Origin of the sequence: Nitrosomonas oligotropha, from assembly GCF_900106555.1 — a bacterium.
In the GTDB taxonomy this organism is placed as follows: Bacteria; Pseudomonadota; Gammaproteobacteria; order Burkholderiales; family Nitrosomonadaceae; genus Nitrosomonas; species Nitrosomonas oligotropha_A.
The window spans coordinates 53,260-72,003 of record NZ_FNOE01000016.1 but is presented as its reverse complement, the minus strand read 5'-3'; the positions used below and the strand labels follow the sequence as shown (position 1 = coordinate 72,003).

Sequence of the window (18,744 nt, the reverse complement as noted above, 5' to 3'; positions counted from 1 at the left end):
CAGAAGTTTACCCGTATCAATCGTCCGCAAACCAACGGTAAAGCTGAGCGGGTTATCCGCACCATGATGGACATGTGGCACAGCAAGATTCACTTTAAAGACTGCGCCGATCGACACATTCAGCTTCTCCGTTTCATTAACTTCTACAATACCGTTAAGCCTCATAAGAGTTTGAATAATGCCACCCCTTATGAAATACTCAACGCTTATTTCAATCAACCTCTCTGTAAACAACTCTGAGGTTTCTTACAGCTTAGGCTATCAATAAATAGTTATGTTTAATGAATGAGCATTCCGAACGTGTTCTTAACACCGTAACGACAACGCAGATAGTTTTTCATGGTTCGCCAATGATGTTTAGGCATTTCCCCAATATTTGGATTTGCTGGTCGCAAACAGAAACATCCACATGACCAGAACAAAAGGAAATGTCAGCGTCGGCAAACCGATCGGTGCCAGGAAACTGGCTAAACCGGCTTGGCAGATAATGGTGAGAATCCCTGCCAGCAAAGCCAAAATCGCACTGCCCGTACTAGGTTTGAGAAAAACCCAGCCAACCGCCATCATAGTCAGTACCGGATTGAAAGCATAGAGCCCCATTTCAATGAGCGTTTTATCCGCGCCCAGCAAAACCGGAACGGCAACTCCAACAACCGCACCGGAAAATGCCATGAATGCGCCGCGAAGAGAAGTTATCGCAATGCCGGTCAGGAATAAAATGCCGACGATAATGCTATCGGCGAACATCACTTCACCAATACCCTTGGCGATGGCTGTATACCAGGCTTCGGCCGAAGCTTGAGTAAAGGCGGCGAATTCGGTTGAAACCACCGAAGCAGCCGCAATGTCGGCGGGGATTCCCGGAGGAGGCAGCACCGGGCCGCGTGAAAATCCGTCGAAAGCATAAACAGCCACCAGAAACATCCAGCATGTCAGAACGAAAGGTGAAGTGGAAGCGGGGATGTTATAGGGTTGCAGGATTCGCATCAACGCAGCCAATACCACGGTGGATAAAACCGCAGCCAGAACGACATACAGCCAAAGCTGCGGTGTATTTTCAAGAAATAAGAATAAACAGGGGCCTACTAGGGTGCCATTAAATCCATAGAGTCCGGCATCGATATCATCTTCCGAAAAACCCAAGAGGTAAGCCGCAACCGTACTGCTGATGACTCCCACCGTAGCAGCAATTCCGGCGGTAATTCCGCCGACGTATAAAGCGATAAGAAAAATAAGGCCGGTAACTGCATTGCAGCAAAAAAATACTTGTCCGACTCCTCTGAAGATAACACGCAAAGGCCTTGGTATTGCTTTGTCAATCGATAAAGACCAGTCCATGATGATCAGCTCCTAAAATTGATGTGGAATAAAGATTGTGCCGCTCAGTTAACGTCCAAGCAAAATAATTACGTAAAGCACCGAAAACACGGCGATTAAGCGGATTGCTGCTTTACTTCTTCTAACAGTCCTTGTTTAACAATAAAGTCGATCACCTGATCCACACCTTCGCCTGTGCGTAAATTGGTGAATACAAAAGGGCGTTCGCCGCGCATTCTCTTGGCATCCCGTGCCATTACTTCCAAGCTTGCACCCACGTAGGGAGCCAGATCGATTTTATTAATGACGAGTAGGGCTGAGCGCGTGATGCCAGGTCCGCCTTTACGTGGGATTTTTTCTCCAGCGGCAACGTCGATCACATAAATCGTCAGGTCGGACAATTCGGGGCTAAATGTGGAAGCTAAATTATCGCCTCCCGATTCAACCAGAATAAGATCAAGATCGGGAAAGTCGGCCGTCATGCGCGCGATGGCTTCCAGATTGATCGACGCATCTTCGCGGATTGCGGTATGCGGACACCCGCCTGTTTCCACGCCCATCAACCGCTCTGGCGGCAGCGCTTTAGCGCGCAAGAGAATCTCCATATCTTCTTTGGTGTAGATATCGTTCGTAATTACAGCCATCTCATAACGGTCGCGCATTCGCTTGCTGAGCGCTTCACATAACGCCGTTTTGCCGGACCCTACCGGACCGCCGATGCCCACCCGAAGCGGATTGGATTGTTTGTTCATGGTGTATACCTCGCATTTATGATCGATAAATTCTACTGTACTGAATTTCATGCTGCATGGACAGTAATGAAAGTCCTGGCGCCCAATTCGACAACTCGTCGTCGTTAAGCAGCTGCGCGTGACGCGATGCTTTTTCTATCATGGCATGCAGCGAAAATAACAGGCTTTGTCCGGAAACTTGTCCTAGCGGCACCGATTTAACACAAACAAGCACTTGATTTTCAACCAAGGAAAATAATAAACCAAGCAGTACCGCTTCATGAGGCACCGCAAGCGCTTCGGCGGCGCACGCAAAAGCCGTAGGCAGCGGAATTTCCGGTTGGTTTGCCAGGATTGTGCGCAACGATTCATCCGCGATGTTCAGATCCAGCACGAGCTTTCCTAAGGAATAGCCCATCTGGATGGTTTCCGCACGGAACTCGGCAGTATCACGGGCGGCAATAAAACATTCACTCCAATAATTCACAGCTTCGGCATTACGTTCAGAGAAAGCTTTCAGCAAGCGCCATACAATGGGTGCTTCAAAGTCGGCAACGATGCTTAAGGATTCGGAAATCCACGCACGCGCCGAGCTTTCATTATGGACAGTGCCTTTTTCGATAGCAGATTCCAGACCCTGCGAATAGGTGTATGCGCCTATCGGCAAAGAAGGACTTGCCAATTGCAGTAAACGGAGCAACGCAGCGGCTTGCAAAGTCATTTCCTAGGATTGAGAATCGGAGGGCCGGTGTATCTTTTGCCGCGCCGGTATCGGAGCAAGCGGTCCATGCGCATGATAATGCCCGTCACCATGGTGGTGATGGTGCCCGCCGCCTGCGCCATATGCGCCCGATTCCGGTTCAAATTGCGCGCTTTCTTCTACAACCGTGGCTCCCAGGCCTTCCAGCATCTGTTTTAATACCGAATCTTGATGAATCTGCAAAAAACCTTCACCTACTTGCGTTTGTGTGTGACGGTTACCTAAATGAAAAGCGCAACGCAATAAATCGTGCGGCGTTTTGCATGTAATCCGGTAAACGGATTCATGCGCTGCAATAATCTGCACAACGCGGCCATCATCGCTTTTGAGTAAATCGTTATTGCGCAGTACAGTGCCGCGCACGGTAAAAATAGCCACTTCCTCGCCCGATGCAAGTGCCGTTCTTAATCTGCTGTTTTCGCGCATTTCATAGGGCAGCACGAGCTGCGCGAAAACTGATTCTGCGTGATCTATCTTGGTATTCAGCGTAAGCATTTTATTATTTGGATCAATGAAAACGATTATCCGCCGACTATCACAGCAACGGGGCTATGATAGTCAACATATCAATGGAACAGTTACTTCTCACTTCATTGCTGCACAGTTGCAATGCCAAGCCATTTCTAGAAAAGGAAGTAGCGTTGCGCCATTGGCAGCACATCTTCGGCACCGCATGTCAGTAATTGTCCATCAGCGCGTACTTCATAAGTTTCCGGATCGACTTCCATTTTGGGGGTTGCGCTATTATGAATCATGTCTTTCTTGCGCAGATTACGGGTATTTTTGACCGTAATCAGGTTTTTATCCAGCTTCAATTGTTCCACTAAGCCAGCATTTAGTGCGGCTTGAGAGGCGAATGTAAAGCAGGATGTTTTGATGCCGCCGCCGTATCCGCCGAACATGTAGCGATAATGCACCGGTTGCGGTGTTGGAATCGATGCATTGGGGTCGCCCATGAGCGATGCCGCGATCATGCCGCCTTTCAGAATCATTGATGGTTTAACCCCGAAGAATGCCGGTCTCCACAGTACGAGATCAGCATATTTGCCCGTTTCTACCGATCCGATGGCATGTGCGATACCGTGTGTGATGGCCGGATTAATCGTATATTTTGCAACATAACGCTTAACACGGAAGTTGTCATTTTTGGAATTATCTTCCTGTAATGTACCGCGTTGTACTTTCATTTTATGCGCGGTCTGCCAGGTACGTAAAACCACCTCACCGATACGGCCCATCGCTTGTGAATCCGAGGACATCATCGAAATTGCGCCCATATCATGCAAAATATCTTCCGCGGCGATCGTTTCTTTACGGATGCGCGATTCCGCAAAAGCCAGATCTTCGGCAATATTGGCATGCAAGTGGTGGCATACCATCAGCATGTCCAAATGCTCGTCCAGCGTGTTGACGGTGTAAGGGCGGGTAGGGTTGGTCGATGACGGCAAAACATTGTCAAGGCCCACAACTGCGATAATATCCGGCGCATGACCACCCCCGGCACCTTCGGTATGGAAGGTATGAATGGTGCGGTCTTTCATCGCGGCAATGGTGTTTTCCAGATAGCCGCCTTCATTGATGGTGTCGGTATGAATTGCAACTTGCACATCATACTTGTCGGCGACTGCCAAGCAGTTATCGATCGCCGCGTATGTTGTTCCCCAATCTTCATGCAGTTTTAATCCGCATGCGCCCGCCAACACTTGTTCTTCAAGCGGTGTAGGCAAGCTGGTATTGCCTTTGCCAAAGAAGCCGGTATTCATGACCAATCCATCGGATGCCCGGAGCATCGAGTGAATGTGCCAAGGTCCCGGTGTACAGGTGGTTGCCGCTGTTCCTACCGCCGGACCGGTACCGCCGCCCAGCATGGTGGTAATGCCGTTCATCATGGCGTCTTCGGCTTGCTGCGGAGAGATGAAGTGAATGTGCGTATCCACCCCCCCGGCGGTGACGATCAGATTCTCACCGGCAATAATTTCGGTACCCGAACCAATTGCCATCGTTACATTCGGTTGAATATCGGGGTTTCCGGCTTTGCCGATATTGGCGATTTTGCCATTTTTAATGCCGATATCCGCTTTGACGATCCCCCAATGGTCAATGATCACTGCATTTGTAATCACCGTATCCATCACATCGGCGTGATTACGCTGCGATTGTCCCATGCCATCCCGGATCACTTTACCGCCACCGAACTTCACTTCTTCACCGTAGGTTGTGAAGTCTTTCTCAATTTCAATAAAAAGTTCTGTATCGGCTAATCGAACTCGATCTCCGGTCGTTGGGCCCATCATTTCTGCATAAGTTTGACGGGAAATTTTTACGCTCATTTTTTAACTCCTGTAAAATTATTGCGATACAAACTATTTGAGTTTGCCCATCACTTTTTGATTAAATCCATAAACGATCCGGTCTCCCGCGAGATCGACCAGTTCTACAGTTCTTTCTTGTCCCGGTTCAAAGCGCACAGCCGTTCCGGCCATAATATTCAACCGCATGCCATACGCGGCTTCACGGTCAAATTTCATCGCTGAATTCACTTCATAAAAATGGAAATGGGATCCAATTTGGATTGGGCGGTCTCCGCCATTTGAGACAGTTAACATTTTTGTTCTTCTACCGGCGTTCAACTCGATTTCACCAGGCTCTGTGAATATTTCCCCGGGGATCATTGGTACTCTCATGACAATCTCCTATTCTATTGATATCAATTAAACAATTGGATTATGCACAGTCACCAGTTTGGTTCCATCCGGGAAAGTGGCTTCGACTTGAATATCCGGAATCATTTCGGGAACGCCTTCCATTACATCAGCCCGGGTCAATATTTTTTGACCGGCAGTCATCAGTTCCGCGACCGTTCTACCGTCCCGGGCTCCTTCCAATACCGCACAAGTAATTAATGCAACCGCTTCCGGATAATTGAGCCGTAAACCGCGCGCTTTACGTCTTTCGGCGAGTAATCCGGCGGTGAAAATTTGCAGTTTGTCTTTTTCTCTAGGTGTTAAGTCCATAGTTTCTCTCCTGGGTAAAACAACATTTACAATAAAGTTGCCGCAGCACCTGCGCTGTTCATGTAAAACCGCTATCGATCATGTACTCCACATGCGCGGCACAATCGCGGCGCATCCGGTCAATTCCGGGCGAAGCAATCCCCAGATACGCAACATGACATGCCGCGCCACTTCGCTTGAATCTCCCAGATAACGTGCCACAGTAACCGCTTTAAGCTGCGATATGCCTACCTGGCCGGCTCCGTTAGCGGTCTTTTCCGCTTCCTCGCGGACTAAATCCAGCAATGGCTGGGGTATTGTTTTTCCTGTCAACAGCAGCGTGGCGCATACCGTTTTACCCGATAAAGCCAATGGGCCATTCATCGCCGCATCTTCACCGCGTAACCGGATTTGCTCTAACCAAATAATCTTGCCATTCCGTTGAATGCTGGTGCGTTGCTTGATTTGACCATCACTAAACCTTTCGCCGAACGCAGTCCGGCCAAAACATAAGATTTCGCAACCAATATAAACCGCATCGTCCTCAAGTATTATTTGATGATCAACGGATACGTCAGTATGGTTATAGAAGATGGTTTCTTGCGGCACCCATTCAAGAGAAGCACCTTTTTTGACGCGAATTCTAATTTTTTGGCGGGAAGTGTGGCCGTTGGCTTTGTACCATTTGGCTGCACCCGGGGTCGTAATCTGTACTTTTGCAAAGGCTTCGGCATCAGCGGTAATTTCGAGCTGATCTCCGCCAACAATCCCGCCGGGCGGATGAATAATGACGGCATGGCAAACTTTCCGTCCTTCCGGATACAATGTTTTTTGTACCAGCAGCGGACCAAAATGATCCCGTTCTACTAAACGTGTTGTATCGTCAATGGCAGCAAATTTGAGTGATAATCTGGCTTGTAGCGGCTGATGTTCTGGGTGGCTTTTGCTTCCGGATAGAGCGGTAATAGACGATTGATGATCATTCAAAATAACAGAATCCCGTGACTTAATGGCCGATTCTTCAGAGTAAGTAGGTAGAAGCATAATCTTAGTGCCGCATTTGCGCGTTGTTAATTGCGGTATTGATCTAAATCTGCAATTGGAACGACATTTTAAAAACATCGACCGCCGGACTCGCTATACCAGGCGCGTAGTTCAGTCCTTTCAGCAATAAATCGCCATGCTGATAATAAGCCGAAATGCGCGCATTAAAGCCATCGATAATGTAATTAACACCCGTTTCTATTTCTTCCCGGCTACTGCTGTGGTTAGGTTGAACACTGGTAAATCTGCCGTAGGGCTGGAATTGCCCGATACCAATTTTATGGGGGATTAAATAAAGACCGGTGATTGTCCATGATTTACCATCGAACATACAAAAACAGTCTTTATCGCTAAACGCAGCAGTCGAATAATTTGCATAAAATTGCTTGTATTCACCATTTGCCGTGAAGACCCCCATGTTATTGGGAAGCACTTTCTCAAATAACGCATCGCCTACAAAACCAAGAAAATCACTGCGATGCACAGAAGATCCAGCGCCATTCTTTTGATATGACATGCCGAATGCCACCGCTAAAATATCTCCGGCTTTGCCATAATACGTGCTGGAAGTATAGTAACCGGGATTTTTTTCCGGATTCAAAAAGTTATAGGTAACGCGCGCGGCTGTAAGGACCGTGCCGCTCGAATTGGGTCCGGATGTATGCGATGACTCCAAACCGCGGAAAACCCCCATCGCGTAACCAAGCGTCCCAGGTACGAAACCGGGTGCTGCATTACCCCAGAAAGTTACGCCATCGTCACGACCATAACGGCCTGCACCGCCTTCGCCGAATTTAACACTGAAATCTTGAGAGAAGAACGGAGTTTTAAATGCATCATGCGTAGCCTGAAAAAAAGGACCGCTTAATTCTCCCCGTTCCGTAGGCGCCAGCATGCGCCCGCCCCAGATATTAAAGTACCGGTTATATTCAAATTTTGCTATCGCATCCAGAATGTTATAAGACATCCTGGGGTTTTCGCCAGTGGCGGTATTGTTACAGAAGAAACACTCGGTATTGACTTCAAACTTGAGATATTGATTGATTTGACCGTTTAAATAGAGACGCGCATTGTCATTGCTGTAATGACCGCTACTTAAATTGCCATTGAGGTTTTCTGTCCACAATCCTGTGCCGCGATAACCTGCGCCTAAGCGGATCCATCGCGTGTCATTTGTTTTTAATACAAGCTTGTCGGAAATCGGCTTAACGGATACATCCCATGCAAATGCTTTTGGCATCGATAACAAAGCGACACTCATGAGCATGATTAGCAGGAAATTTTTTGTGCCGTAATGAAATAATTTTTCATTATCGGTGCATTTTAAATTTAACAAATGGACAAGAACTGACATGGTTTTGAAATTCATGATTCTTATCTGCAAGGTGTCATTTCCTTTTTGCATAAAACACCTATCCTATAATAGATTTATCAAACTGGATGATTATCCGGTAGGGATTTATTGATGCCAGAAGCTTTCTTTACTGATTCTATCGCAATATTTTTAACAGAGTGATTTGTCATACAATCCTTATGCAAAGTATGAAATATTAAGATAAAGTCATTGATTTAATTTGATAGATTTATAATAACGGCATTGCTGCAGCAACCATTGTAAAAGCTTTCTTCTTGCGGCAAGATGAGGAATTGTCGGCAAATATCCGCCAGAAGCGGGATCATGAAAGGAATATGAACATTAGCGAATATTTTGCAGCATGAGGCAACGAGAGAATCCGGCAGACCTTACTTATTACCCGATTTTATTCCGTAATTTCTGCTAAATTAAAATTGTCTGTTTAAATATGACAAGGTAAACTTTCGCCATATTTCTGCCATTTCTTTGTTAGAAACAGAAATTTAATTATAAAACTGTATAAAGGAGATTTTTTGATGAGAAGCATTGTTAAACTGTCTTGGGTGTTTTCAATACTATTTCTTTTCTCGTCTCAAGTGATTGCATCTGACAGCTATGTTAATAATTCAGCCGAGAAATTTGCCAGCGGTGTAGCGAATGCAGTGACTGGTTGGGTGGAACTGCCGAAGAATATTATTTTGACCAGCCAAAAAGAAGGACCGGCTTATGGTATTACCATCGGGTTGGGAATGGGTATCATGCATACGGTTGGCCGCAGCTTGATAGGTGTGCTGGATGCCGCAACTTTCTTTATTCCAACCAAACCATCGGTTAATCCCCCCTTTATCTGGCAAGATTTCTCGCGCGAAACATCCTATTGATTCATAGTTGAAACAGATAGCGCAGTTTTTAACGTTTACTCGGCAACATAAAAGCAAAACGCCGTACCAGCCAACCGGTACGGCGTTTTGCCGTGAGTAACAGAGACGTCTGCGTTACAATTCTAGTGTTGCGCCTCAAGTGCTGCGATTCTTTCTTCCAGCGGTGGGTGCGACATAAATAAGCGCGAAAATCCGTTACTGCCGCCGGAAATACCAAAAGCAGCGAGTTGATTGGGTAAGTGCGCTTGTTCATGCACCAATTGCAGGCGGCGAAGTGCGGCAATCATTTTTGCTCTTCCAGCCAGACTGGCGCCGCCTGCATCGGCGCGAAATTCACGCTGACGGCTAAACCACATGACGATAATGCTGGCCAGCACACCGAGTACGATTTCGGCAACGATGTTGGTAATCCAGAAGGCAGGGCCATGACCTTCTTCCGTTTTGAATATGACACGATCGACGGTGTGACCGATGACACGCGACAGGAAAATGACAAATGTGTTAACGACACCTTGAATCAACGCCAGAGTTACCATATCACCATTAGCGATATGACTGACTTCATGCGCCAACACTGCTTCGGCTTCATCCTGGCTCATGGTGTTGAGAAGACCGGTGCTCACCGCAACCAGCGCATCATTGCGCGACATACCGGTGGCGAATGCATTAACATCCGGCGCATCGTAAATAGCGACTTCTGGCATACCGATTCCAGCCGCCGCAGCCTGCCGTTGCACTGTGGTGACCAGCCAATGCTCATGTGCGTTTCGCGGCATTTCGATCACTTGAGCGCCAGTAAAGCGTTTTGCAGTCCATTTGGACAAAGCAAGCGACATAAACGAACCGCCAAAACCGAATACCGCTGCGAATATCAGCAGGGAGTTGATATTCAGGCCGGTCCCTTGCGCATCGAGGATTTTTTCAACGCCAAGCAAACGCAAGGTGATACTTAGCACAACAACAATGGCTAAATTAGTGGCTAAAAAAAGAAGAATTCTTTTCATTCTTTTACTCCTTGGTGTTTATCGAATACAAAACAAGACTGGTATTGATATATGAATTTCTGATCATTTTTCAAGCAAATTATAGTTAAAATTTTCTGCTTAAGCCGGGCGATTGCAAACGAATTGATGCAGCTGCCCGGCTTGGTTTTAGGCGCGCAATTTTCTCAAGAGTTCGCGGAAATTTATTGCGCAGGATTAGATTGCGTGGATTGGGGCTGAGTATTTCTGACGATCTGAAAGAGGATCTCGTCTTCTTTGATCATGCCCAAGTCGCTACGGGCACGTTCTTCAATTGCTTCAAGTCCTTGCTTCAGATCGTTGACTTCAGCTTCGAGCATGTTGTTACGATTTTGCAACTGTAAATTTTCCGCTCGTGCCGCAATGACCTCCTGATCCACTTGCCACACCCTCAGCCAGCTTGCTTTTCCAAGCCATAATGGGTATTGCATTGCGGCAATAGCGACGAGCAGGAGAAAACTCAATAACTTCATTATTTGAGTTGGTAAAATGCTCTCCGGCCGGCGTAGCTAACCGAATCTCCCAAGCCCTCTTCAATCCGCAACAGTTGATTGTATTTTGCGAGACGATCGGAACGTGACAGTGAGCCGGTTTTAATTTGTAGAGCGTTTGTAGCGACCGCAATATCAGCAATGGTGGTATCTTCGGTTTCACCGGAACGGTGCGAAATGACTGCTGTGTAACCGGCGCATTTCGCCATCTCAATCGCGGCAAAGGTTTCAGTCAAGGTACCGATCTGATTCACTTTGATCAAGATGGAATTGGCGATATTGCGTTTAATGCCTTCCTGCAGAATTCGGGTATTGGTAACGAAGATATCGTCACCGACTAATTGGATTGATTTACCTAATTTCTCGGTCAGTAGTTCCCAACCGTTCCAGTCAAGTTCGCTCATACCGTCTTCGATCGTGATAATCGGGTATTTATCCACCCATGATGCCAGATAATCCGTAAACTGCGCGGATGTCAGCTGCAGGCCCTCGGATCCTAAATGGTATTTACCATCGTGGTAAAATTCCGAACTGGCACAGTCTATACCGATGGCAACATCTCTACCCGGTTGATACCCTGCTTGATCGATGGCTTGCACGATCAACTGCAAGGCGGCTTCATTGCTTTCCAGATTGGGAGCAAATCCGCCTTCATCGCCGACGGTTGTGGGCATGCCTTTGTCGTTGATGAGTTTTTTTAGCGTACTGAAAACTTCCGCGCCGCAGCGGATCGCATCGCGAAAATTGGCAATTCCCAGCGGAACGATCATGAATTCCTGCATATTAATATTGTTGTTGGCATGCGCGCCGCCGTTGATCAAATTCATCATCGGCACCGGCATCGACATCGAAGCCGCGCCACCAAGGTAACGGTATAGTGGCAAACCGGATTCTTCCGCAGCCGCTTTGGCAACCGCGAGGGATACCGCCAGAATCGCATTGGCGCCAAGTCTGGATTTGTTTTCGGTGCCATCCAGATTGATCAGTTCTTGATCGATGAAACTCTGATCGATGGCGTCCAATCCCATGAGTGTTTCAGAAATTTCGGTGTTCACATTTTCCACGGCTTTCAGCACGCCTTTGCCGGAGTAGCGCTGCGCATCGCCATCGCGTAATTCCACCGCCTCTCGGGTGCCGACGGATGCACCGGAAGGAACCGAGGCGCGCCCCAGCACGCCGGACTCCAACAATACATCCGCTTCAATGGTTGGATTACCGCGAGAATCCAGAATCTCGCGGGCGATGACATCTACTATTGCGCTCATGCTACGTTTTCCCTGTTGTTAAGTGATTGTTGTTTCTTTATCTTTGGTATGACTGGCGGTAATTTCTAGTATTTTTGGCTTTGCTGCCTGCAATTTTCTGTTGAATTAATTGCTCCGTACAGCATGTATTTTTTCATCTCCGGCGTGCTGATGCCCATGAGCAAAATGAATCGCAGCCTGAACATAGGACTTGAACAGCGGATGACCTAACCGGGGGGTGGAGGTGAATTCCGGATGAAATTGACAGCCGAGAAACCAGGGATGATCAATCTCCGGAAGTTCTATCATTTCACACAAATTCTCTTCCTTGGAAAAACCGCTGATGCAGAGCCCCGCTTTTTCCAATTTTGGAATATAAAAACTGTTGACTTCGTAGCGATGGCGGTGACGCTCGCTAATGGTATCCACACCGTAAGCTTTCCAGGCCAGCGAATCCTTTTTCAAAATACATTCCTGCCCGCCCAAGCGCATGCTGCCGCCGATATCGGAATTCTCATCGCGCACTTCGATTTGTCCGTCGCGAGTCCGCCATTCGGTGATCAAACCAATGACCGGGTAGGGGGTGTCAGGGTTAAACTCGGTGCTGTGCGCCCCTTTCATGCCGGTCTTATTGCGCGCATATTCAATCACCGCCAGTTGCATGCCCAGACAAATTCCCAAATACGGAATGCGGTGGGTACGGGCAAAATTGATCGCCATGATTTTGCCTTCCACGCCGCGTTTGCCGAAACCGCCGGGAACCAAAATGGCATTCATGTCGATCAAGCAATCCGTGCCATCTTTTTCGATATTTTCAGAATCGATATAGACGATGTTAATCCGGCTATTGGTATGAATCCCCGCGTGAATTAAAGCTTCGGAGAGCGACTTGTAGGATTCTGTTAAATCGACATACTTGCCGACAATGGCAATCGTGACGGTATGCTTCGGATGTTCCAGCGCATACACCAGTTTCTTCCACACGCTCAAATCAGCCGGTTTTGCCAGAATACTCAGTTTGTGGCAAATGATTTCATCGAGCATTTGCTCATGCAACAAGCCTGGGATCTTGTAGATACTGTCGACATCAATGGCGGAGATAACGGCTTCTTCTTGAACATTAGTAAACAGCGCAATTTTTCTGCGTTCTTCCTTGGGTACTTCACGATCCGAGCGGCAAAGCAACACATCCGGCTGAATACCGATTTCGCGTAATTCCTTGACCGAATGCTGCGTCGGTTTAGTTTTTAATTCACCGGCCGAACCGATATAGGGCAGTAAAGTAAGGTGAATAAAACAGGTATCTGTGCGCGGATTTTGTACCGCCATTTGCCGGATGGCTTCCAAAAATGGTAGCGACTCGATATCGCCGACCGTGCCGCCGATCTCAATAATCGCAACTTGCGCATCCCCCACGCCCGCTTGAATATAGCGTTTGATCTCATCGGTGATATGCGGGATCACTTGCACCGTGCCGCCAAGATAATCGCCGCGCCGCTCCTTGCGAATCACGCTTTCGTAGATTTGCCCGGTGGTGAAGTTATTATGCCGCGTCATGCGCGTACTGATAAAACGTTCGTAATGCCCTAGATCCAGGTCGGTTTCAGCGCCGTCTTCCGTCACAAATACTTCACCATGTTGGAACGGACTCATGGTACCGGGATCCACATTAATGTAAGGATCCAGCTTGAGCATCGTTACTTTCAGCCCGCGCGACTCCAGCAACGCACCCAGAGATGCAGCGGCAATTCCTTTGCCCAGGGAAGAAACAACACCGCCAGTCACAAAGACATATTTGGTCATGAGCGGTTATCGCAATGAGAAAAATTCATGAGATCGATAAAATTGAATTGCATGGCTCCGAGCGGATAGGGCGTCCAGTATTTATTAATGAATTTCAGCGAGTAACGTATTGATCGTTTGTTCAGTTTGATGCCGGTAACTGCTACCAAAAAGATTCAAATGATTAAGAATGTGATAGAGGTTATAAACCAATTTGCGAATATTATAACCGGAATCCAATGGATAATCATACCGGTAAGCAGAATAAAAATCGGCAGGGAAACCGCCGAAAAGTTCGGTCATGGCGATATCCGCTTCCCGGTCGCCATAATAAACCGCCGGATCAAATAATACCGGAATTCCGTTGCCGTCATAAGCATAATTGCCGCTCCATAGATCGCCATGCAGCAGTGCGGGAAGCGGCGATGCATCGGGGAAAAATTTATCCAGATTAATCAACAATTGCTCTCCCATCTTTTGCAGCTTGCCGTTATGCCCATTGGTTTTGGCCAGATCCAATTGAAAACCCAATCGCTGCGTACGCCAGAAATTGACCCAATCCGAGGACGGCGTATTGACTTGCAGGGTTTGCCCGATGGTGTTGTCGCGCACCCAGCCGAATTGTTTTGAAGTTGTGCGATGCATGGCAGCCAATTGCTTGCCTAAATCCGCTGCTTTGCCACGCATACCGCTATTTAAATCGAGATATTCCAAAACCAGCCATGCGGCTTGATCATTTTGTCCATAGCAAATGGGCAGAGGAACCCGCAGTGTCTTCGACCGATGAATTTCCACGAGACCGGCGGCTTCAGCCTCGAACATTGAAAGGTTGCCAGGTGTGTTGAGCTTGATAAAAAAACGCTGCGCACCATCGGTGATGCAATACGTCTGATTGATACAACCGCCGCCAATCGAGCGTGATTCTTTTACTTTGAAAAGCGCATTTGTGACAGCAGAAATTTGTGCACTGATGTCATGCCATACCTGCATGTTTTACATCTTCCACGGCAACCATGCCTTAGCTTTTTGAATCGCTGCCTGCACTTGCTCCGGTGCAGTGCCACCGGTGTGATTCCGGCTATTCATCGATCCTTCCAACGTTAATACGGCAAAAATATCGGATTCAATTTGTATCGAGAATTGTTGCAATTCATTCAATTCAAGCTTACTGAGATCGCAGCCTTTTTGTTCAGCGAACTGCACCGCTTTGGCCACGATTTCGTGCGCATCACGAAATGGAATACCTTTTTTGACCAGATAATCTGCCAAGTCTGTAGCAGTGGCATAACCGCGAAGTGCCGATGCACGCATCGTCTCTTGATTAACGCGCACGCCGCCGAGCATGTCGGCGTAAATCCGCAGTGTATCGGTCAAAGTGTCTACAGTATCAAAAAGCGGTTCTTTGTCTTCCTGATTATCCTTATTGTATGCCAGCGGTTGCGCTTTCATCAGCGTTAGTAGCGCCACCAGATGTCCGTTGACGCGCCCGGTTTTGCCGCGCACCAGTTCCGGCACATCGGGATTTTTTTTCTGCGGCATGATGGAAGAACCGGTGCAGAAGCGATCAGCCAATTGAATAAAACCGAACGCCGGATTCATCCATAAAATGAATTCTTCCGACATGCGTGACAAGTGCGTCATGATGAGCGCCGCACAGGCACTGAATTCGATCGCAAAATCGCGGTCTGAGACGGCGTCCAGCGAATTCTGGCAAACAGCCTCAAAATCGAGCAATTGTGCAACCCGCTCGCGATTGATCGGATAACTCGTGCCGGCCAGCGCGGCGGCGCCGAGCGGCAGCTGATTCACCCGTTTACGGCAATCGGTCAAGCGTTCAACGTCGCGTTTCAGCATTTCAAAATACGCCATCAGGTGATGGCCGAACGACACCGGCTGTGCCACTTGCAGATGGGTAAAGCCGGGCATGATCGTATGGATATGCTGTTCCGCCAGACTAAGCAATGCGTGTTGCATGGCCTTGATCAGACTGATAATTTCGTCGATTGCGGTACGTAAAAATAAGCGGATATCCGTCGCTACCTGATCATTGCGTGAACGGCCGGTATGCAGCCGTTTTCCGGCATCACCGACCAACGCGGTCAAACGCTTTTCAATATTCAAGTGCACATCTTCCAGTTCCTGCAACCAGACAAATTGATGATTGCGAATTTCGTCACGGATCTGCTGCATGCCTTGCTGGATAGCGGTTAAATCGGCAGCGCTGATAATGCCTTGTTCCGCCAGCATCTGCGCGTGCGCCAACGATCCCTGGATATCGTATTCCGTCAAGCGTTGATCAAAACTCACGGAAGCGGTATAACGTTCCACCAGCGCTGAAACCGGTTCATTGAAACGGCCCGACCAGGTTTTTTTAGTATCATCTTGTTGCAATGCAGGGTCATTATTCATTACGTGGCTCTTTATTCCTTTGTTTTCTGATCAAAACATTAACAGGCGGCATTATAAAACATAAATACCCAACCGGTTATTTTGTGCTGGTGCGATTTTTCCCAATTTCCCGGTACGCAGCACGCAATCATTTCAGTTAATTGATACTCGCTACTTTTCCTTCCATACGTATTAGTGGATAATTCGCGTTTTCCTCTGCCACCCATAACACAAGGAGTTATTCATGTCGGATTACAATAGACAAAATCCAAACCAACAATCCAAAGCTGATAATTTATTCTCACAATTCAATTCGAAGTTCGAATGGATGGCACAAATCCCGACAATGCAATTGCCCGCAAAGTATGCCGGCGCATTGGTCGGACTGATTATCGTCGTCATTGCATGGAAAATGATCGCCGTTAGCAAAGTGGAATCCGATATGGCGAAGAAGCTTGAAAGCGAACGTACGATTATCACACAACAAGCCCGGGAATACGCCGATCAGCAATACGTGAAGGAGGAAGAACGCTTCGGGCAAGTTTTATCTTGGGCAGTGCGTGGTGAACTAATCCGCAACAATGTTGACCAAATCGATCAATATTTGAGTGAAATCGTCAGAATGAAAGATACCGAACGTGTGGTATTGATCGGTGAAGATGGGCAATTGCTAGTTTCCACTGATAAACGTCTGGAAGAAGCAAAAGGCACGGAAATATTTCCGAAAGAAATTCTAAATTTACAAAAGATTTCGGTTAGATCGGATGTCGATGGTAAAAAAATTCTGGTCGTTCCAGTCATGGGGTTGAACAAGAAAATCGCTACTTTGGTTGTCAGCTACAAACAACCTAAATTCTAATAAAGATTGACCGCGCACGCGGTTTAAGACTTGTTGCAATGAATGAAAGGCTTTTGCGATGGCAAAAGCCTTTTTTATTGGATACGGCGGATTTGCGCGCCGAGTGCGGACAATTTACCTTCGATATTTTCATAACCGCGATCCAGGTGGTAGATACGGTCAATTACGGTTTCACCTTGCGCAATCAATCCGGCAATCACGAGACTGGCCGAAGCGCGTAGATCGGTTGCCATCACATTGGCGCCATCCAAGCGAGCAATGCCGGTGACGATGGCGGCGTTGCCTTCGACTTCGATGCTGGCGTTCATGCGCTTCAACTCCTGCACATGCATCAGGCGGTTTTCAAAAATGGTTTCGGTAATGATCGCGGTACCGTCTGCAATGCAATTCAATGACATAAATTGCGCCTGCATATCGGTCGGGAAAGCCGGGTAGGGGGCGGTCCGCACATTCACCGATTTGGGTTTCGTGTGCATTTTAAGATTGATCCAGTTTCCGTTGGAATCAATTCGTGCACCGGCTTCGGTCAATTTATCCAGAACCGCGTCGAGAAGATGCGCATCGGTATTTTTCAAGTGAATTTCGCCACCGGTGGCGGTAGCCGCGACCAGAAAAGTACCGGTTTCAATACGATCAGGCATGACCGTGTGCTCCGCGCCATGCAGCGACGGCACACCTTCAATCGTGATGATGTCAGTGCCCGCGCCTTGAATTTTTGCCCCCATTGCTTTCAGGCAATTGGCCAGATCGATAATCTCCGGTTCGCGCGCGGCATTTTCAAGAATTGTCGCTCCCTCGGCGAGAGTTGCCGCCATCATCAAATTCTCCGTTCCGGTGACGGTCACAATATCGAAAACGATGCGCGCACCGTGCAATTTCTTGGCTACAGCATGAATGTAGCCATGCCGGATATGAATTTCTGCGCCCATGGCCTGTAGACCTTTGATATGCAGATCGACCGGACGCAAACCGATGGCGCAGCCGCCGGGCAGTGAAATCTCGGCTTCTCCAGCACGCGCGAGCAAAGGACCAAGCACCAGAATGGCGGCACGCATGGTTTTGACCATTTCATACGGTGCGATCAGCTGGGACAGTGTGGCAGCCGAAAGCACAACCTCGTTATTGCTGCCGGAAATGTCTATTCCCATTTGCTTGAGCAATGACAGCATGGTGGTGATGTCATGCAATGCAGGAACATTATTGATTTTAAGCGATTCTCCGGTGAGCAATGCCGCACACAACAGCGGAAGCGCGGCGTTTTTAGCGCCCGAAATGGAAATCTCGCCGTGTAGCGGCACGCCCCCTTGGATAATCAGTTTTTGCATAGCATGAAAAATTCAAATGAAGTTTCGATTAAAATTCCGGCCTGGTTGAAATGTGCCCAAGTTAACTGCATCATACCGTAATAGTGCGGTTAAGGTTATTCGCGGGCGCCAACTATAACAAAAAATACGGAATCAATTTCATCAGGAGAAAAAATGACCAAGCAAATTATCCATACCGCCGATGCACCACAAGCCATCGGCACTTATTCGCAAGCAGTGCGGGTACGGGGAGGAGGGTATACCATCTATCTGTCGGGACAGATCGGACTGAATCCGGTCAGCATGCGAATGGCGGACGGGATTGAAGCGCAGATACAACAGGTATTTTCCAACTTGAAAGCAGTCGCGGCAGCCAGTGACGGCGGATTGAACGATATTGTGAAACTCAATATATATCTCACCGATCTCGGCAATTTCGCGCTGGTCAATGAAATCATGTCCAGTCATTTTTCCCAACCCTATCCGGCCCGTGCCGCCGTCGGTGTCAAAGCACTACCGCGTGATGCGCTAGTGGAAATGGATGCAGTCATGGTGTTGCAAAGCTGATCAGTCA

Annotated in this window: 20 protein-coding genes; 4 read left to right on the top strand and 16 right to left on the bottom strand. The window is 47.9% G+C overall.

Annotation, left to right across the window (positions count from 1 at the left end):
* Positions 1-15: 15 nt before the first annotated feature.
* Positions 16-240, top strand: coding sequence for an integrase core domain-containing protein (locus BLU57_RS16850; RefSeq protein ID WP_176776415.1), 225 nt, complete (start codon positions 16-18; stop codon positions 238-240).
* 117 nt (positions 241-357) lie between these two features.
* Here the strand turns inward: BLU57_RS16850 and yut are convergent, their stop codons facing one another.
* The 9 genes from yut to BLU57_RS09935 form a co-directional block, all read right to left on the bottom strand.
* A complete protein-coding gene (yut, locus tag BLU57_RS09975) occupies positions 358-1,338 on the bottom strand; it encodes an urea transporter (RefSeq protein ID WP_090320032.1) in 981 nt (326 codons plus the stop codon).
* 95 nt (positions 1,339-1,433) lie between these two features.
* Entirely contained in the window at positions 1,434-2,069 is a 636-nt protein-coding gene (ureG, locus tag BLU57_RS09970) for an urease accessory protein UreG (RefSeq protein ID WP_090320029.1), read from the bottom strand.
* A 16-nt stretch (positions 2,070-2,085) separates the two neighbouring features.
* Positions 2,086-2,769 carry an urease accessory protein UreF gene (locus tag BLU57_RS09965; protein WP_256206222.1) on the bottom strand — a complete coding sequence of 228 codons (684 nt, stop codon included), beginning with the start codon at positions 2,767-2,769 and terminating at the stop codon, positions 2,086-2,088.
* Between the two features lie 3 nt (positions 2,770-2,772).
* Entirely contained in the window at positions 2,773-3,303 is a 531-nt protein-coding gene (gene ureE, locus BLU57_RS09960; protein ID WP_090320026.1) for an urease accessory protein UreE, read from the bottom strand.
* A gap of 128 nt (positions 3,304-3,431) precedes the next feature.
* The gene (gene ureC / locus BLU57_RS09955; RefSeq protein ID WP_090320022.1) at positions 3,432-5,138 is read right to left on the bottom strand and encodes an urease subunit alpha; all 1,707 of its coding nucleotides are present in this window, start codon (positions 5,136-5,138) and stop codon (positions 3,432-3,434) included.
* 33 nt (positions 5,139-5,171) lie between these two features.
* Positions 5,172-5,480: an urease subunit beta gene (locus tag BLU57_RS09950; protein ID WP_090320019.1), complete on the bottom strand. Its 309-nt coding sequence runs from the start codon at positions 5,478-5,480 to the stop codon at positions 5,172-5,174.
* A 39-nt stretch (positions 5,481-5,519) separates the two neighbouring features.
* Positions 5,520-5,822: an urease subunit gamma gene (locus BLU57_RS09945; RefSeq protein ID WP_090320016.1), complete on the bottom strand. Its 303-nt coding sequence runs from the start codon at positions 5,820-5,822 to the stop codon at positions 5,520-5,522.
* Between the two features lie 78 nt (positions 5,823-5,900).
* Entirely contained in the window at positions 5,901-6,788 is an 888-nt protein-coding gene (locus BLU57_RS09940; protein WP_256206221.1) for an urease accessory protein UreD, read from the bottom strand.
* A gap of 100 nt (positions 6,789-6,888) precedes the next feature.
* On the bottom strand, positions 6,889-8,106 hold the full coding sequence (locus tag BLU57_RS09935) for a hypothetical protein (RefSeq protein ID WP_256206220.1): 1,218 nt from the start codon (positions 8,104-8,106) through the stop codon (positions 6,889-6,891).
* A gap of 629 nt (positions 8,107-8,735) precedes the next feature.
* Here BLU57_RS09935 and BLU57_RS09930 point away from each other — a divergent pair.
* The gene (locus tag BLU57_RS09930; protein ID WP_090320010.1) at positions 8,736-9,080 is read left to right on the top strand and encodes an exosortase system-associated protein, TIGR04073 family; all 345 of its coding nucleotides are present in this window, start codon (positions 8,736-8,738) and stop codon (positions 9,078-9,080) included.
* A gap of 122 nt (positions 9,081-9,202) precedes the next feature.
* On the opposite strand, the gene htpX is transcribed toward BLU57_RS09930, so the two are convergent.
* From htpX to argH, 6 genes are all read right to left on the bottom strand, one after another.
* The gene (gene htpX / locus BLU57_RS09925) at positions 9,203-10,084 is read right to left on the bottom strand and encodes a protease HtpX (protein WP_090320007.1); all 882 of its coding nucleotides are present in this window, start codon (positions 10,082-10,084) and stop codon (positions 9,203-9,205) included.
* Between the two features lie 182 nt (positions 10,085-10,266).
* Positions 10,267-10,575, bottom strand: a complete 309-nt coding sequence (ftsB, locus tag BLU57_RS09920) for a cell division protein FtsB (RefSeq protein WP_090320004.1) — start codon at positions 10,573-10,575, stop codon at positions 10,267-10,269.
* Positions 10,575-11,858: a phosphopyruvate hydratase gene (gene eno / locus BLU57_RS09915; RefSeq protein ID WP_090320000.1), complete on the bottom strand. Its 1,284-nt coding sequence runs from the start codon at positions 11,856-11,858 to the stop codon at positions 10,575-10,577. The genes ftsB and eno overlap by 1 nt, the downstream gene beginning before the upstream one ends.
* Before the next feature lie 105 nt (positions 11,859-11,963).
* A complete protein-coding gene (locus BLU57_RS09910) occupies positions 11,964-13,640 on the bottom strand; it encodes a CTP synthase (protein WP_090319997.1) in 1,677 nt (558 codons plus the stop codon).
* Between the two features lie 84 nt (positions 13,641-13,724).
* Positions 13,725-14,609 carry a fructosamine kinase family protein gene (locus tag BLU57_RS09905; protein ID WP_090319995.1) on the bottom strand — a complete coding sequence of 295 codons (885 nt, stop codon included), beginning with the start codon at positions 14,607-14,609 and terminating at the stop codon, positions 13,725-13,727.
* Positions 14,610-14,612: 3 nt separating this feature from the next.
* On the bottom strand, positions 14,613-16,028 hold the full coding sequence (gene argH / locus BLU57_RS09900; RefSeq protein ID WP_090319992.1) for an argininosuccinate lyase: 1,416 nt from the start codon (positions 16,026-16,028) through the stop codon (positions 14,613-14,615).
* 223 nt (positions 16,029-16,251) lie between these two features.
* Here argH and BLU57_RS09895 point away from each other — a divergent pair, with 223 nt between their 5' ends.
* Positions 16,252-16,866: a hypothetical protein gene (locus BLU57_RS09895; protein WP_090319989.1), complete on the top strand. Its 615-nt coding sequence runs from the start codon at positions 16,252-16,254 to the stop codon at positions 16,864-16,866.
* Positions 16,867-16,940: 74 nt separating this feature from the next.
* On the opposite strand, the gene murA is transcribed toward BLU57_RS09895, so the two are convergent.
* A complete protein-coding gene (gene murA / locus BLU57_RS09890; RefSeq protein WP_090319986.1) occupies positions 16,941-18,191 on the bottom strand; it encodes a UDP-N-acetylglucosamine 1-carboxyvinyltransferase in 1,251 nt (416 codons plus the stop codon).
* 153 nt (positions 18,192-18,344) lie between these two features.
* Between murA and BLU57_RS09885 the strand changes: the two genes are divergently transcribed.
* A complete protein-coding gene (locus tag BLU57_RS09885) occupies positions 18,345-18,737 on the top strand; it encodes a Rid family detoxifying hydrolase (protein ID WP_090319983.1) in 393 nt (130 codons plus the stop codon).
* Positions 18,738-18,744: the final 7 nt, after the last annotated feature.

Coding starts and splice junctions, on each gene's coding strand:
- yut (WP_090320032.1), bottom strand. CDS start 1,338: ATGGACTGGTCTTTATCGATTGACAAAGCAATACCAAGGCCTTTGCGT.
- ureE (WP_090320026.1), bottom strand. CDS start 3,303: ATGCTTACGCTGAATACCAAGATAGATCACGCAGAATCAGTTTTCGCG.
- ftsB (WP_090320004.1), bottom strand. CDS start 10,575: ATGAAGTTATTGAGTTTTCTCCTGCTCGTCGCTATTGCCGCAATGCAA.
- BLU57_RS09910 (WP_090319997.1), bottom strand. CDS start 13,640: ATGACCAAATATGTCTTTGTGACTGGCGGTGTTGTTTCTTCCCTGGGC.
- murA (WP_090319986.1), bottom strand. CDS start 18,191: ATGCAAAAACTGATTATCCAAGGGGGCGTGCCGCTACACGGCGAGATT.
- BLU57_RS09965 (WP_256206222.1), bottom strand. CDS start 2,769: ATGACTTTGCAAGCCGCTGCGTTGCTCCGTTTACTGCAATTGGCAAGT.
- eno (WP_090320000.1), bottom strand. CDS start 11,858: ATGAGCGCAATAGTAGATGTCATCGCCCGCGAGATTCTGGATTCTCGC.
- argH (WP_090319992.1), bottom strand. CDS start 16,028: ATGAATAATGACCCTGCATTGCAACAAGATGATACTAAAAAAACCTGG.
- BLU57_RS09935 (WP_256206220.1), bottom strand. CDS start 8,106: ATGAGTGTCGCTTTGTTATCGATGCCAAAAGCATTTGCATGGGATGTA.
- BLU57_RS09930 (WP_090320010.1), top strand. CDS start 8,736: ATGAGAAGCATTGTTAAACTGTCTTGGGTGTTTTCAATACTATTTCTT.
- ureC (WP_090320022.1), bottom strand. CDS start 5,138: ATGAGCGTAAAAATTTCCCGTCAAACTTATGCAGAAATGATGGGCCCA.
- BLU57_RS09905 (WP_090319995.1), bottom strand. CDS start 14,609: ATGCAGGTATGGCATGACATCAGTGCACAAATTTCTGCTGTCACAAAT.
- BLU57_RS09885 (WP_090319983.1), top strand. CDS start 18,345: ATGACCAAGCAAATTATCCATACCGCCGATGCACCACAAGCCATCGGC.
- htpX (WP_090320007.1), bottom strand. CDS start 10,084: ATGAAAAGAATTCTTCTTTTTTTAGCCACTAATTTAGCCATTGTTGTT.
- BLU57_RS09950 (WP_090320019.1), bottom strand. CDS start 5,480: ATGATCCCCGGGGAAATATTCACAGAGCCTGGTGAAATCGAGTTGAAC.
- ureG (WP_090320029.1), bottom strand. CDS start 2,069: ATGAACAAACAATCCAATCCGCTTCGGGTGGGCATCGGCGGTCCGGTA.
- BLU57_RS09895 (WP_090319989.1), top strand. CDS start 16,252: ATGTCGGATTACAATAGACAAAATCCAAACCAACAATCCAAAGCTGAT.
- BLU57_RS09945 (WP_090320016.1), bottom strand. CDS start 5,822: ATGGACTTAACACCTAGAGAAAAAGACAAACTGCAAATTTTCACCGCC.